Consider the following 15,604-nt stretch of genomic DNA (forward strand, 5'->3'; position numbering starts at 1 on the left):
CGGACAAAGCTTCTAAGTAGCATAGGCTATCCTTTCTCTAATAAACAAACAGAGGGGGAAGAATCCCGCCTCTGTTTAACGTTTCATTTTATAAGAAAAAAATCATTGATAGTATAAACATGAACACGACACCAGAGATCATTGGGACGGATGTTCGCTTAATAATATCTAATGGATCGAGCTTTAATGTACCCGCAATTATGAGAACAACGGCAGCTACAGGTGATACTGCTCTAAATAAGTTTCCTGCTAGTCCCATCGGAATGGAAATAGCAATTGGGCTAATTCCTGCTGCTTCTGCAAGTGGAACCATTAAAGGAACCATTGCGAAGAACAACGCAATTCCACTACCACTTAATAATACAATTAATGCCGTAAGGGAAACCATAATTAATGGAAGGATAAAGGATACATTGCCACCTTGCAAGTGCCCCATGGATTGCTGAAGCTCGTTAATTAATCCAATCGATTTTAAACCTGTTACAAAAACAGATGCTGCAACAATTAATGCAACGATTGGGAATACTTTCCCCATGCCTTCGAAAAACTTTTCCGTATTGGAGAGTACTGCCTTATCGCCTTTGTGACGAATTAATTCACAAATAATTGCCAGGATGAGTGATACTAAAACAGCTGATTCGACACCGATAGAAATCGTTATGCCAGCTGTTAATTCTAGGATAAACGAAATAAGAAGTAAAATTATTGGAAATACAGGAAGAATACCATATACTGCTTTGAAAAGGGATCCGCCTTTAATTTCGTCTACTTTTTGCACTTCAATTTCTTCGTGATGTCCAGTGTGTTCCAGCTTCTTGTCCATTCGTTTTTGCCATAAATAGTGTACGAGTGCTATGAAAAGAAGGGTCGGTAAAGATACGATAGCATGATAACTAAATACATAGTTGGTAACATTCATATCCGCGAACTGCGCATATTTTGCAAGTTCTTCAGCGATTGCTACATTGTCACTTCCAAGTGGTGTTGGAATAATCGTTGCTGATGTTGCAATAATTGCAGCAATGGTCAATGTAGACATTTTCGCTTGTTTTAAAACAGGATACAATGTTGCTAATAATAGAATAGCTAATGTTGATGCACTTGGAATAACTAAGGAAAGTAGATTTCCTAATAGAAACACGATGGGAACGAGTACATATACAGATTTGACCTTGCCAATCGGTTTTGTCAATAATTGTACCGTAACATCATTAGCACCGATGGATGTCATATATGCCGTGTATCCACCAAGTATTAAAATAATCAACCCGGCTTTACTAAAGGTATCCTTAAACTGCTCAACAATGACCTGTAGTGGATCGAGTAGTGGAGAGCCGGTTGATTCAAAGTCTTTGATAGCAATATCGTTCCCCATCCCAATACTGATTAAAATAAGAACAATCCCCATCATAAATAATGCGATTTTAATATCCATTTTTTTAATTAGCATATATCCGAGAATTACAACAGCTAATATAGCTGAACTATACATAATGATATCCTGCATAAGGAATCATACCTCCTTTATTATATCTGTAATTAGTTACATTTTTTCAGACTTTCCATAAACCATTTCTTGAATTCATCTGGATTAATATCGATACAAACCTTTGCATTTACTTCTTTTCCAAGATATCCTTTTAAGTCGACAACTGTACAACCCGCCGTTAATGTACCGTTTAGTTCAACATCAACATGTGTGTCAACTGCTTCAAACATGGAAGGTTGGAGCAAGTAAGCTATCGCTGAGCTATCATACATTTTAAGTCCTGTTTTCATACTTCCGCCACGATATTTTTGGAAAAGATGAAAAATCATATTTCCTGTTTTGTTCATATCCTTTAGCTTTTGACTATCTTCTGGATAAACAAGCGCTTTCAAACCAACATCAAGTCCAACCATTACGATTGGGATCCCGCTATTAAAGACAATCTTCGCAGCTTCTGGATCGGCAAAAATATTAAATTCTGCCATAACACCTGCATTTCCTCTGCTTGCTGAACCACCCATAAGAACAATTTCTTGAATGTTCGTTGTTACCTCTGGATAGAGACGAAGTAAAAGTGCAATATTCGTTAGTGGTCCAATTGGAACGATTGTGATCGGCTCTTTACTCGACATGATTTCTTTATGCATGGCATTAACCGCGTGATCGCTTAGAAGCTTGTTTGGCTCCGGCTCTTCAAATTCATATCCATCCATTCCTGTTTCGCCATGAATATTGCTAGCATCAATCGGCGCTTTAATAAGTGGTCTGTTCGCCCCAGCAGCAACAGGAACATCTTTTTCAAAGAACTTCATGAGTCTGAGTGCATTATAGGTTACTTTTTCCAAGCTTACATTACCTGCAACTGTTGTGATTAAACGAACGTCGAGTTCTTCACTGTACAATGCAATTGCTAAGGCAACAGCATCATCTATACCAGGATCTGTATCAATAATGATTGGTCTTTTATTCATCATGTTTTTCCTCCTTAAATTGTTCTACTTCTTCTTTATATGGAATAGATTCTTGTGCACCTTGTTTAGAGATGGTGATTGCAGCAGCCTTTGTCGCATATTGCATACTTTCTTTTATTGGTCGTCCCATAGCAAGAGAGCTAGCGAGCGTTCCAATATACGTATCGCCGGCAGCTGTCGTATCAACACTTGTGACTTGCATACTAGGAACAAAAATAAATTGTTGGTGACTTCCAAAAACGCTTCCATTTGCACCAAGCGTTATGATAACGGATTGGACGCCATGTTCAAGATAGTATTCTATCGATTTTTTGCAATCGCTTTCTGTTTCTGGATAGATATTTGTTAACATTTGATTTTCCCACTGATTAACAACCAACAAATCAATTTCCTTGTAAAGTGTGATTGGTATTTGCTTTGCAGGTGCTGGATTAAAAATCGTATACAAGCCATGTCTTTTTGCAGTAGTAATTGCATTTACAACTGTATCGAAATCGCTTTCAAACTGGGTTAAGAATATATCTCCTTCTTTGGTGAGTGTGTTTATAGCGTTTAAGATATCGGTATTATTCGTAATATAATTTGCTCCTGCACTAAGAATAATGCGATTATCTCCTTTATGTCGTGTAATAATGGCTACTCCTGTGGACGCTTCCTTCGTTTTCGTTACGTTTTGGCAATCCACACCATAGCTGTTTAATGCAGAAACTAGCTGATTGCCAAAGATGTCATCGCCAACAGTACCAATCATAAAGGTAGATGCCCCATTTTTCTGGGCTGCCACTGCCTGGTTTGCTCCCTTCCCACCAGGAGTCATATAAAAATCTTTGCCGTCAATAGTTTCTCCATTTCGTGGCATTTGTTCTGCCTCAATAGACAAATCCATATTTAAACTGCCAAACACGAGGATTTTTTTCATGCTTCATACTCCTCTCAACAATGGTAAAACGTTTTACCAGTTAAGTTTACCACCATGATTTAATTTACGTCAATATTTTTTAGCGACTTTTTTTTACCAGTAAAAGCTTTTATCTTCCCCCACATATAACTGGCGGTATTTCTCCAATTAGTCTATGAGACGATAATAAAGCGATAAATAGTGAGTTAAGTTGTTAATAAATGTCCGATTCTGTTTTAGTTCGCGACCAGTGGGGAACCCCTTGACTGGTTGAAGTTTCACTTTATGATTAGAATTACCAATCGGTATGATATTATTTGTTAGGATGGAGATAAGCGTCATTCATTTTCACGGAGCGGGACAAATTAGAAGTTCTAAATAACGAAGGATCTTCAAATAAAAAAGCATGCACCTGTTTTAAGGTACATGCTTCATCGTTTATTTAGCGACAGTTTCTTCTTCAACAATTTTGTTGCAAACTGCTTCGGTTAATTCTTTTGCTGTTTTTGGAACAAAGGACTTAAGAATGGAGTTAATCATTGGCCCCATCATTCCTTTGGCAGTAATATCAAGATTACCAGTTACCTTTGTTTGCGTGTCTGAAATTTTTTCTGCTTCGAAATAACCATCTCCAGCAAAATTCTCATTAATTCCAGATAAATCAAATGTTACAGTTGTTGGTTCAATCCATTCTTTAATATTAATTTTAAGAGATACAGTCTTTTGCATAATACCGATATCACCTTTAAATTTCCAAGTTGATTCTCGATCATTAATAATATTGTGTTCAATATATCCTGGTACTAATGGAGCCCATTTATTCATATCGCTCACAAAGCTCCAAATATTTTCAATAGGGATGTCTAATACAATTTCGTGTGTTCCACTAGGCATGAAAAATTCCTCCTTGAGTTTTGTCGATGTTATTTTAGTAAATATTATTTACGCAATGGTTAGTTCTACTGGACTGTTTCCACCAAAATCTTTATCTTCCGCTTTTCCCACTGCGATTCCTGCTAAATAGCCGAATGTTAGAGCAGGTCCAATCGTTCCTCCTGCACCTGGATAGGCTGGTCCAAGTACTCCCATTGCGGCGTTTCCAGCTGCATATAACCCTGGAATTAGTTCTCCACGTAGGCTGATAACTTGTCCATGCTCATTAATGCGAGGACCACCATTTGTTCCTAATGCCCCACTATAAATCGGTAATGCATAAAATGGGCCATCTTCAATTGGTCCAATGTTTCCTTGAGGTCCTTGGAAACCAGCAAGCATTTGCTCAAAGTATTGGGTTCCACGATGGAAATCAGGATCTTCTAGATTTTTAGCGTTTTCATTAAAACGCTTTACAGTTGCTTCTAACCCGTCCGCGTCTACGCCAATCATTTCCGCAAGCTCACGAATTGATTCCGCTTGTGGCACCCAATCAGGAGCATCCTCACCAGGAGCCATCGTTAAAATTAGCTTGTTATCCTTTAAATTACGATCAAAAACTAACCATACTGGTCCTTCGTTCGGTAAGGATTGTGTAACTGCGTCATGAGCATAAAACGATTTTGGCATATCCATATATGTAGCGCCTTCATTTACAAAACGCTTTCCGTGTTTGTTGACAATAATCGAATGCGCTAGTCCACGACCACTACCCGTTTGATTAAAGACATGACCTTGATATTCAATGGTTGGATCGACCATTGCAGGAGACCACCATGCTTCACTCATGTTACCTAATGCAGCTCCTGCTTCCATAGCCATAATTAGTCCATCTCCCTCATTGCCAGGAGGTGACATTGGATGTGTAACTTCTCCTTTTAGGAACGTACGAACTAATTGCTTGTTCCATTCAAAGCCCCCGGAAGCAATTACAACACCTTTACGAGCCGCAAAATAAATCGATTTGCCATGCTGTTCGGCACGAACGCCAACAATCTCTCCATGGTCATTTTGAATGAGCTCTTTTGCAGGTGTTTCGGTAATGATTTCAATGCCACGATCAAGACAGGCTTTTAATAGTGCGCCTACTAGTGATCGTCCCATTGTTGCAATATTGTTTTCCATACGTTCTGCGATTAAATTAAAGTCTGCTTTTGTTGGGTCACCTGCTCCGCCTTCTTCTAATGTAAGCGGCGGAAAGATAGGGTGACGACGAAGTTTATCTGCCCATTCTCCAATTTGTGCTAATTCAAATGGCAGTGGATCAAGGGAACGCCCTTCTCTTTTTCCACCTTCTAAATTCGCATAATAATCTCCGTAAAATCTTGGCACTTTAAACCGTACAGGAGTATGATCATGCAAGTAGTCAATCATTTTTCTTCCTTCTTCGATAAAAACATCAACTAATGCAGGATCTGGAGCTTTACCATACGTAATATGATCTAAATATTTTTTTGCATCTTCTTTAGAATCCTCTACACCAATTTCCGCCATGTAACGGTTCATTGGTATCCATGGAATTCCACCTGAAAAAGCAGTTGTACCACCGATTTGATCGGCTTTTTCGAGTACAATAACCTTTGCCCCTTGGTCGTGTGCTAGAATGGCAGATGTAAGTGCAGTACCACCACTACCAACAACAACAACGCCTGTCTCAACATTCCAGTTGATTTCTTTGTTTGATAACATGCTTTCCCCTCCCATTTATATAAGCAAATATGCATAATAAAATGATGGCAACACTATGAGACAAATTCACTAGATAAATAGTTATTCTAATTAATGCAAATTTTACTTTATAGACATAGTGTTGTCGTATATAATGATAGCAGATAGAGATTTACAAACAATAAACACTTTTGGAAAAGATGATGCTTTATAGGCAATTTGAACCAAAATGATCACTACAAATCGGTAATAAGACAGAGGGGGATAAAATGTCTATTAGAATGGACCCGCGTGTAAGGCGGACAAAGGATTTGTTTGAAGCAGCTCTGCTTGATTTAATGGAAGAAAAAGAATATGATAAAATATCTGTGCAGGAGATCGCTAGAAAGTCAACATTAAATCGAGCTACCTTTTATTTGCATTATTATGATAAAAATGAACTTCTACAGCAGCTTTTAGACAAGGCAATAAAAGAGCTAGAAGAAAGTATTAAGGTGCAGGCTTTCGAATTTACTTATAAATATGATGAGCCACACCCGACATTTATTCGTTTATTTGAAAAAATGATGGAACGAAGTCGATTCTATAAAATTATGCTGGCAGAAGAAAAGGTGCCATATTTTACAGAGCGAGTTGTAAAAATAATTGAGATTTTTGTAAGGAATGGAATTCAGCAAATGGAACAGGATGGAATTGAATTTACGATACCGAAAGAAATTAGTGTTGCATATGGATCTAGCGCTATTTTGGGAGTAATCATATGGTGGCTTAAAAATGACATGCCTTATACGCCTAAATATATGTCTAGTCAGCTTACATTAACGTCAACCATTGGTCCATATGTTCGAAGCCCATATGTTTAGATGATGTTACGTTGATTTAAAGCAGGGGAAATCCCTGTTTTTTTCTTTTGTTGGCAAATATTAATGGACTAATACATAAAAATGAATGGAGTCACAAGAATTGATTGCGCATTGTAATCCATAGCATATAAAATAAAATAGTGCATTTATTTAATTTTAATAGTACGTTAAATCATAAAAGGAGGACAAGGAGATGATTTTCTCCATTATTAAAGCCGATGACACGATAACGTTATGGGGAATAATAATTGTTTGGGCGTCTGTTAGTATTTATTTGGAACAACGTTTTCAATGGGCATCCAAAATATCGGGTGCGATTATTGCGCTTATTGGTGCGATAATTATGTCAAACACAGGATTCATTCCGACTGAATCTACTGTTTATGATGCGGTTTGGGGAATTATTGTGCCGTTAGCCATTCCGTTATTGCTTTTTCAAGTTAATTTACGAAAGATATGGCGAGAAAGCGGAAAGCTTGTTCTATTATTTTTATTAAGCTCGATTGGAACGGTTGCTGGTACCATTATTAGTTTTTTTCTTTTACGAGACCATATACCATTCCTAGACAAGATTGCGGGTATGATCAGTGCCTCTTATATTGGTGGTGGTGTGAATTTTGCTGCCATGGCTGCGAAATTTGATACACCAGGTGAGTGGGTTTCTGCTACGGTTGTCGCCGATAACTTGATGATGGCGGCTTACTTTGTCGTTTTAATGATGATTCCTGCATTGACGTTTTTTAGGAAAAGGTTTACTACTCCACATATCAATCAAGTGGAAATTGCGACTGACGCAGAAAACGGGAAGACACTTTCAGAACGCTTTTGGAAGCGCAAGGAGATGTCATTAAAGGATATTGCACTATCTGTTGGAACAGCTTATTTGCTAGTTATCCTCTCCTTTAAATTGGCTGGAGTGTTCGATAAAGTCATCCCATCTGGTGAAAATGTTTCGTTCTTATTAAATGTGTTAAATGGACTTTTGGGTGATGCCTTTTTAATGCTGACGACGTTAACCTTTATAGCTTTATTCTTTTTTCCTAAGTACTTTGATAAAATGCGAGGAAGCCAAGAAATTGGTACATATTTAATTTATTTGTTTTTCGTCGTAATTGGCATCCCTGCATCTATTCCATTAATCATTCAAAATGCACCACTTTTATTGGTATTTGTTTTTATTATTGTATTGATTAATATGCTTGTATCATTTGCTGCTGGAAAGCTTGTAAAGGGAAATTTGGAGGATATTATCGTTGCAAGTAACGCGAATATCGGCGGTCCTACAACTGCAGCAGCATTAGCAATTGCTAAGGGCTGGAAGGATTTAGTTGGACCAATATTAGTAGTAGGAACATTAGGCTACATTATAGGTAATTATATTGGTACTATTTTAGGAATGTGGTTTTCTGGGTTATTGTAATTGTAGGGAGAAAAGGCTGGAGTGGAGTTTTTATTATCCAAACCAGCCTTTTTTCTTAAACCATAAAATCATCAGGATGGTAATTATCGACATGAGGATCCAAATAATGAGATAACCATATTGCCATTGTAGCTCGGGCATGTGAACGAAATTCATTCCGTAAATCCCAACAATAAACGTTAATGGTGCGAAAATAGAAGTGATTACTGTTAATATTTGTATTACTTTATTTTGCTGGTAAGAGTTAATAGAAATGAAATTATCTCGAATATCGTTTGTTAATTCACGATTAGAGTAGATCATTTCAGAGAGCTTTAAGAGATGATCATAGATATCTGTAAAATAAGCTCTTCGTTCCTGAATGCCTTCTAAATGATGTGAATTTAGGATGCGGTAAAAAAGATCTCGAATTGGATTAATGGCATGCCGCAGTTCTAATAATTCATGGCGAAGGTCGAAAAGATTCTCGAGGAGCACATGCATTGTTTCGTTATCAGGATTGTTTTCAACCGCATTAATCCGATCCTCTAGTCGATAAATGATTGGAAAATAATTGTCGACAACATTATCCATAATTTCGTAAAAAACACGATGTTCATCCCAATCTAATACATTTTTTGGGGTGAAAAGCTGGTTCCATACATCATTAATTTCTTGCAGATCTTTTTTATGAAAGGTAACAATATAGCATTCTCCGATAAAGAAGTTTATTTCAAATTGATTGAAGTGCTGTGGACCAATTGTATGCGTAACAAAAAAAGAAAAGTCATCGTAATAATCAAGCTTTGGTCGTTGATTTCCTTGAATACAATCCTCGACTGCTAATGGATGGAAGTGTAATTCTGTTTCTAGTAATGTAATCTCGTCTTTATTTGGTTGATAGAAATCGATCCACCACCAACGATAGGTATCAGCATGTAGCGCTTCTAATGGAACATTTGTAATACGTTCATTGTTATATGTGATTGCTACGGTTTGGATCATAGCCTGTTCTCCTTTGTTATACGGATTTTAATCGATACTATTAATACCACATGCTTTTCTAAATTATCTATTTCCCGATTTCAAGGAAAAGTATGCGAATGTTGTTTGATAATTTTCAGCTTCATCGATATGATACAGAGATAAGAGAAAGTAGGAGGGATGCTTGATGATTTCGCATTTGGCGGATACGATCACCTTGAACAATGGAGTGAAAATGCCTGGAGTTGGACTTGGCGTATATAAGGTGGAAAATGGTCCAACAGTAGAACAGGCAGTGAAAGTTGCGCTTGATTATGGCTATCGAAGTGTTGATACCGCTTCTTTTTATGGAAATGAGGAAGGGATTGGAAAGGCGTTAGCTGAAGTTAATATCCCGCGTGATCAATTATTTATTACATCTAAAGTATGGAATGATGAGCAGGGCTATGATGCGACACAGGAAGCATTTCATCGTAGTCTTCAGAGGCTCGGTCTAGATTATTTAGATTTGTATCTTATCCATTGGCCTGTAAAAGGCATGTATAAAGATACGTGGCAAGCACTAGAAGCACTTTACGAAGAAGGAAAAGTTCGGGCAATCGGTGTTAGTAATTTTCATATCCATCATCTACAAGATTTGCTAAAAGAGAGCCAAATTACCCCTGCTGTAAATCAAGTAGAATATCATCCGCATTTAACACAGGAGCCGTTAAAGGCCTTTTGTGAAAAGCAAGGCATTCAATTAGAGGCCTGGTCTCCGTTAAAGCGAGGCAGGCTGTTAGAGGAGCCGACAATTAAAGATCTAGCTAATAAATACGGCAAAACACCCGCACAAATTATTTTGCGCTGGAACGTCCAACATCGTGTTATTACCATTCCGAAGTCAATCCATCCAGAAAGAATCAAGGAAAATGGAAATGTATTCGATTTTTCACTTACCGAACATGATATGCAATTACTAGATCGTTTAAACCGAGATGATCGAAGTGGAACAAATCCAGATTCGTTTGATACGGATCATAAGTGAGAGGGTAGGGAATTGTGGTGAATAAAAACCCGACCGCGAAGTGCGGTCGGTAAAGGATAACACTATTTAAACTTGCTTCCTCTGTTTTTAGCACGGAGCTTTTTTAGCAGTTCTTTAGAAGTGTTTGCTGCCTTTATTCCAGCTTCGTTGTTAAGTGCACTAATTTCATAGCTCCCATATCAAAATAGGAATTTACTTTACAAATTGTGGCATTCTTTCATGAAGTAATTGTAATTGGTGAATAGGGGAAGCAAGCCATAAAAAAGGCGTGCCATTATGGCGACTTAATCACCATAAAATGAGCACGCTTTTTTGAAACAGAGAATGCTGTCCGTATCTAAGTATTAAGGTCTGTTCTCTATTAGAAAACAGGTAAAGTATCTTTATGTTGCACGCTATAAAACACCGTTGTCCATCATTTCTACGACATCATCAATCGAAAAGTTTCGACCTCGTAAAATGTCTAATTTCGTTTGCACATATTTTTGTGCTAGCTTGGTGTTGGTCTTAGAAGGCTGTTTCATTGGTTCCGGTTCTTCTACCAGGGAAAGGAAATAACGTTTATTATCTATTTCGATGACTGTATGATTTTGGTGTACAATGTCTTTGATTAATTTTGCTTCGCTTCTTTTTAGTTTCCTCACAGCAATTCAACCTCCAATTTTAAAAAAGTGGCTTAAGAGACGTCGGATTATATTGTTATCTAGAACGTGTGAGCAATTAGTCATTAATTCCTATATAAATATACCCTATTAAGATAAAGATAAACATTATTTTTTATAAAAGATACGAAGTTTTAAGATTATCTATGGGGGTAGTTTGATGAATTCTAGAAAAAAGCAGTTCTTTTGTATCAGTTTATGTTAATGCAAGACGTTGGTAGGAGACGAGCTTTTTTTCAATTGCTTTTGTTAATTCCATCGTTGTTTTTGGCACGAGCGACTTTAAGACAGGATTTGCAACCGGTGCTTTGAACCCTTTTGCAGTAATATTGAGAGAGGAAGTAACATTTGTTTTCGATTGATTTATCGGGGTTGCTTGAAAATAACCATTTCCTTTAAAATTTTCATTTAGTCCAACTAGGTCAAATGTAATTAAGGTTGGTTCTTTCCACTCTGTAATTTCTACTCCCATGTAAATCGTCTTTTGTATAATGCCTAAGTCTCCTTTGAACTTCCAAGTTGACTGTTTTTCATTTAGCTTTTTATGTTCGACATACCCATTTATTAATGGAGCCCAATTATCCATATCACTTACAAACGAAAACACACTGAATATAGGAACATTCATTGACATCTCATGCGTTCCATGTGGCATCAATATCTCCTCCTTAAAAAATAAACGACCTTATAGCATATGAACAGGAAAGAGGTTTTAGAAGTGAAAATGTGATAAAGAAAAAGATAATAAGAAAGGACTGAAACAAATGCTTCTGTTTTGTATCAGTCCTGTTTTCTCTATCCATTAAATGAAAGGCCACCTATGGACATATATTTCGTTTCTAAATACGGTTCAATACCTTCTATGCCACCTTCTCGTCCTAGACCGCTTTCTTTCATACCACCGAAAGGAGCATGTGCGGCAGAAGGTCCGCCATCATTCCACCCGATAATACCAAATTTCAAGTGATCATGTAGATACGTCCCTAGTCTATAATCACTCGTGAAAAAGTAAGCAGCAAGGCCGAATGGCGTAGAATTAGCTAGTTCAACTGCTTCTTCAGCTGTTGAAAAAGTTAAAATTGGTGCAACAGGTCCAAACGTTTCTTCATGCATGATTGTCATATCGGTTGTAACTTCTGTTAAAACGGTTGGTTGAATAAAGAAATAACCTTCTGATTCATTGGTTTCAAACGAATTTCCTATTTTCGCTGTTGCCCCTTTTTCTATTGCATCCTTTATTTGATCTGTTATTTTCTCAAAGCCTTGTTTATTAATAATTGGACCAATATCTGTTCCATCATCTAATCCATTTCCGACCTTTAGCTTTTCTACCTCTTGTATAAACTTTTCTGTAAATGTGTTGACTACATCTTCATGGACAATAATTCGATTTGCGCACACGCATGTTTGACCAGCATTACGAAATTTGGATGCGACTGCTTGCTTTGCGGCAAGATCTAAATCAGCATCTTTTGCAACGATGAGTGGGGCATGGCCTCCAAGCTCCATGGTCACATGTTTTACCGTATTTGCGCTATTTTTTATAAGCGATTTCCCTACAGCAGTTGAACCAGTGAATGTAATTTTTCGAACTGCTTCACTTTCGGTAAAGATGGAACCAATATCACTTCCTTTACCATTGACATATTGAATAACATCCTTGGGAATACCAGCTTCATGGGCAAGCTCAATAAATTTCATCCCAGTTAAAGGTGTTTCTGATGCTGGTTTAACAATAAAGGTACATCCTGCGGCTAATGCTGGTGCAGCTTTTCTAGCCATCATGGCAGCTGGGAAGTTCCATGGTGTAATCGCTGCAACTAAACCGATTGGCTCCTTTGTTACGATAATTCGTTTGGAGCCGTCATTCGCAGGAATTGTTCTACCATATATTCTTTTTGCTTCCTCGGCATACCATTCTAAATAATCTACGGAATAATCTACCTCCCCGAGTGACTCCTTTAATGGTTTTCCATTTTCCAATGTCATTAAGTTTGCAAGTTCTTGCTTATGGTTCATAACAACTTGTGCCCAGTTTTTTAATAATTGTGCCCGTTTATGTGCATTTGTTTTTGACCAGTTGAAAAAAGCGTTTGCTCCTTTATTAATTGCTGTTCGGATTTCTGACTCTGAATGCATTTGCACCGAATCAATTATTTCTCCTGTTGCTGGATTTGTAACATCTATTTTACGTTCCATATCGAAGCTCCTTTCTTGTAAATGAGGAAGGTTCTTTCTGATTTATTTCCCTGTATTATTCAGAATAAACGTTGGAATTTGTCAAATGAATTAATTAAGGTGATGTCAAACAGAAGTAGAGAAATGAAATGGAATTACTCCTCATGTAACTGTTGGTAAAAACACTATAAATTGGAAATCGAAATGAAGAAACAGAGAATAAGTAGATAATCAAATTGGATGTTGATTATCCGATTCTATTTTTTAACTATCTGTAAGTGATGAAATAAGTCCTGCTACTTGAGGCTTATCTTTAGAGACAAGCTTTTTTCTAAAGTGTTCACTTGTGAAAAAAATGTCGAATATTGCCCGGGAAATAATTATCGAGCAATGATAAATTCTTTCTTGAAGTGTTTCAGTAGTAGGCGAAGAATGTGGATTCATGTTACACTATTTACGGAAAAGAAAGGTATGATGATAGAAGATAGGGGGAAGTAAGGTGTCGAAGGACGGAAATACAATTGTTAAAGGAACAGAAGGAAATAAGGTTTTACTTATTCATAATGAAGCTCCTTCATCGGTCCTTTCAGATATAAAATCGTTAATTAAATTTGTAGTTTTAATGCTCAATGTACTACCAGTGCTCACAGGGTTTTTATTGGCGCTCCATTATTCAAATCAGGAGTTGTCGGCTTATTGGATGACACTTCTATTTACGATTGTTGGTAGTACTTTAATCATGGCTGGTGCATTAATTATTAATAATTGGTATGAAGTCGATCTTGATAGAAAAATGAAGCGTACAATCATGCGACCAACTGTTACTGGCAGCATTTCGATGAAAACCATTTTGATAATGGGGATTACTTCTACATTAGTAGGATTTATCATTCTTTCCTTTACTACGTTAGAATCCGTGCTATATGCATTTATTGGATGGTTTACGTATGTTGTTTTATATACATTTTGGTCAAAGCGGAAATATACGTTAAATACTATTATAGGGAGTGTCTCTGGTGCTGTAACGCCGTTAATTGGATGGGGAGCGGTTGAATCAAGCTTTCACATTGTACCAATCATGCTGTTTATTATTTTATTTATTTGGCAGGTTCCACACACGTTCTCTATTGCAATGCGAAGATTTGATGATTATAAGGCAGCGGGTGTTCCAATGCTACCAGTTGTTGGTGGCTTTGAAATGACAAAGCGACAAACCGTAATTTATATTGCAGGGCTTTTACCAACTCCGTTTTTTCTTAGTTCGTTAGGAATCGGTTTTGTTATCGTTGCTTCTATAATGAATGTGATTTGGCTTGGTTTCGCAATTGCTGGATTTTGGATGAAGGATGATATTAAATGGGCCAATATAATATTTAAATCGTCATTAGTTTATTTAGCCTTATTGTTTTTAATCATGATCTTTCTCTCTATTTGACCAAATATTAGTAGCGCAATTCGTATGTTATTGTACATAAGAATTGCGCTTTTATTTTGCCCCGTATTATTGCTTTTTTTCGATTATTATTATGACCATGGTCGAAGGAAGGCATGCATGTTTAAAAAAATAACTAGTAGGAGGAAGCGAAATGACAAAAATTTTTATTGATCCAGGTCATGGTGGATCAGATCCTGGTGCAACTGCAAACGGTTTACAGGAAAAGGATGTTACACTCGCTATTGCCCTAAAGCTAGGAAATATTTTAAACAATGAATATGAGGGGCATACACTAAAATTTTCACGTACAACCGATGTTACTGTTTCATTATCAACGCGAACAAATATGGCAAATAACTGGGGTGCCAATTATTTAGTGTCGATTCATATTAATGCTGGGGGCGGAACAGGCTTTGAATCGTATATTCATAATGGCAGCTATAGTGGAAAGGCCGAAACAAATCGTTTGCGTGGATATATTCATGACGCAGTAGTCTCAAGCACAGGCTTTAGAGATCGAGGCAAGAAGGAAGCAAATTTCCATATGCTGCGAGAATCAAATATGAAAGCAGTATTAACAGAAAATGGGTTTGTTGATTTTTTAGATGATGCAAATAAACTAAAGCAAAATTCCTTTTTAGAAAAAATTGCCCGTGGACACGCCAGTGGGCTTGCACGAGCATTTGGATTAACGCCGAAAAGCGGTGGCACACAAATTCATATCGTACAGCAGGGAGATACACTTTGGAGTATTGCTCAGCTTTATCAAACAACGGTAAACAGACTGCTTGAATTAAATCCAGGGATTGACCCAGATCGCTTGCAAATTGGACAAGAAGTTGTTGTAAGTGGTCAAGCACCAAGATACCACACCGTAGTAGAAGGGGATACATTATGGCGTATTTCACAAATGTATAATACAACGGTTGATAATTTAATAGCCTTAAACCCAGGGATTGATCCACAACGATTACAAGTAGGCGATCTCATAAGAGTAAGCTAGATTATTATAATAATAGAAGCTGAAATCATAAAGGCTGTCTCAATCTTTGTTGAGACAGTCTTTGTCTAATTTGAAGTGAGAGTTGCACCTTTTA

General features: G+C 37.2%; 14 protein-coding genes. 5 read left to right on the top strand and 9 right to left on the bottom strand.

Annotated elements, in window-relative coordinates:
• Positions 1-88: 88 nt before the first annotated feature.
• The 5 genes from dcuC to SPK86_RS10300 form a co-directional block, all read right to left on the bottom strand.
• The gene (gene dcuC / locus SPK86_RS10280; protein WP_330949301.1) at positions 89-1,507 is read right to left on the bottom strand and encodes a C4-dicarboxylate transporter DcuC; all 1,419 of its coding nucleotides are present in this window, start codon (positions 1,505-1,507) and stop codon (positions 89-91) included.
• Positions 1,508-1,539: 32 nt separating this feature from the next.
• Positions 1,540-2,460, bottom strand: coding sequence for a ribonucleoside hydrolase RihC (rihC, locus tag SPK86_RS10285; RefSeq protein ID WP_284139285.1), 921 nt, complete (start codon positions 2,458-2,460; stop codon positions 1,540-1,542).
• Positions 2,453-3,379 (bottom strand): ribokinase, encoded by a 927-nt coding sequence (gene rbsK / locus SPK86_RS10290; RefSeq protein ID WP_284139138.1) that lies wholly within the window; start codon positions 3,377-3,379, stop codon positions 2,453-2,455. Before rbsK ends, rihC begins: the two co-directional genes overlap by 8 nt.
• A 417-nt stretch (positions 3,380-3,796) precedes the next feature.
• A complete protein-coding gene (locus SPK86_RS10295; protein WP_284139139.1) occupies positions 3,797-4,252 on the bottom strand; it encodes a CoxG family protein in 456 nt (151 codons plus the stop codon).
• Positions 4,253-4,300: 48 nt separating this feature from the next.
• Positions 4,301-5,980 (bottom strand): FAD-binding protein, encoded by a 1,680-nt coding sequence (locus SPK86_RS10300; RefSeq protein WP_330949302.1) that lies wholly within the window; start codon positions 5,978-5,980, stop codon positions 4,301-4,303.
• 248 nt (positions 5,981-6,228) lie between these two features.
• Here SPK86_RS10300 and SPK86_RS10305 point away from each other — a divergent pair, with 248 nt between their 5' ends.
• Together SPK86_RS10305 and SPK86_RS10310 are read left to right on the top strand one after the other, a co-directional pair.
• Positions 6,229-6,822: a TetR/AcrR family transcriptional regulator gene (locus SPK86_RS10305; protein ID WP_284139141.1), complete on the top strand. Its 594-nt coding sequence runs from the start codon at positions 6,229-6,231 to the stop codon at positions 6,820-6,822.
• 193 nt (positions 6,823-7,015) lie between these two features.
• Positions 7,016-8,242, top strand: coding sequence for a DUF819 family protein (locus SPK86_RS10310; RefSeq protein WP_330949303.1), 1,227 nt, complete (start codon positions 7,016-7,018; stop codon positions 8,240-8,242).
• A 33-nt stretch (positions 8,243-8,275) separates the two neighbouring features.
• Here the strand turns inward: SPK86_RS10310 and corA are convergent, their stop codons facing one another.
• On the bottom strand, positions 8,276-9,226 hold the full coding sequence (corA, locus tag SPK86_RS10315) for a magnesium/cobalt transporter CorA (RefSeq protein WP_330949304.1): 951 nt from the start codon (positions 9,224-9,226) through the stop codon (positions 8,276-8,278).
• 166 nt (positions 9,227-9,392) lie between these two features.
• Between corA and SPK86_RS10320 the strand changes: the two genes are divergently transcribed.
• Positions 9,393-10,232, top strand: coding sequence for an aldo/keto reductase (locus SPK86_RS10320; protein ID WP_330949305.1), 840 nt, complete (start codon positions 9,393-9,395; stop codon positions 10,230-10,232).
• Positions 10,233-10,627: 395 nt separating this feature from the next.
• Here the strand turns inward: SPK86_RS10320 and SPK86_RS10325 are convergent, their stop codons facing one another.
• The 3 genes from SPK86_RS10325 to SPK86_RS10335 form a co-directional block, all read right to left on the bottom strand.
• Complete coding sequence (locus SPK86_RS10325) at positions 10,628-10,876, bottom strand: hypothetical protein (protein ID WP_284139145.1); 249 nt, start codon at positions 10,874-10,876, stop codon at positions 10,628-10,630.
• 214 nt (positions 10,877-11,090) lie between these two features.
• Positions 11,091-11,549 (bottom strand): SRPBCC family protein, encoded by a 459-nt coding sequence (locus SPK86_RS10330; RefSeq protein WP_330949306.1) that lies wholly within the window; start codon positions 11,547-11,549, stop codon positions 11,091-11,093.
• Positions 11,550-11,689: 140 nt separating this feature from the next.
• Positions 11,690-13,093: an NAD-dependent succinate-semialdehyde dehydrogenase gene (locus tag SPK86_RS10335; protein WP_284139147.1), complete on the bottom strand. Its 1,404-nt coding sequence runs from the start codon at positions 13,091-13,093 to the stop codon at positions 11,690-11,692.
• Between the two features lie 478 nt (positions 13,094-13,571).
• On the opposite strand from SPK86_RS10335, the gene cyoE reads away from it, so the two are divergent.
• Both cyoE and SPK86_RS10345 read left to right on the top strand, forming a co-directional pair.
• On the top strand, positions 13,572-14,507 hold the full coding sequence (gene cyoE, locus SPK86_RS10340; RefSeq protein WP_330949307.1) for a heme o synthase: 936 nt from the start codon (positions 13,572-13,574) through the stop codon (positions 14,505-14,507).
• Between the two features lie 151 nt (positions 14,508-14,658).
• A complete protein-coding gene (locus tag SPK86_RS10345) occupies positions 14,659-15,510 on the top strand; it encodes an N-acetylmuramoyl-L-alanine amidase (RefSeq protein WP_284139149.1) in 852 nt (283 codons plus the stop codon).
• Positions 15,511-15,604: the final 94 nt, after the last annotated feature.

This window comes from Virgibacillus sp. MG-45, assembly GCF_036409425.1.
In the GTDB taxonomy this organism is placed as follows: domain Bacteria; phylum Bacillota; class Bacilli; order Bacillales; family Amphibacillaceae; genus LDC-1.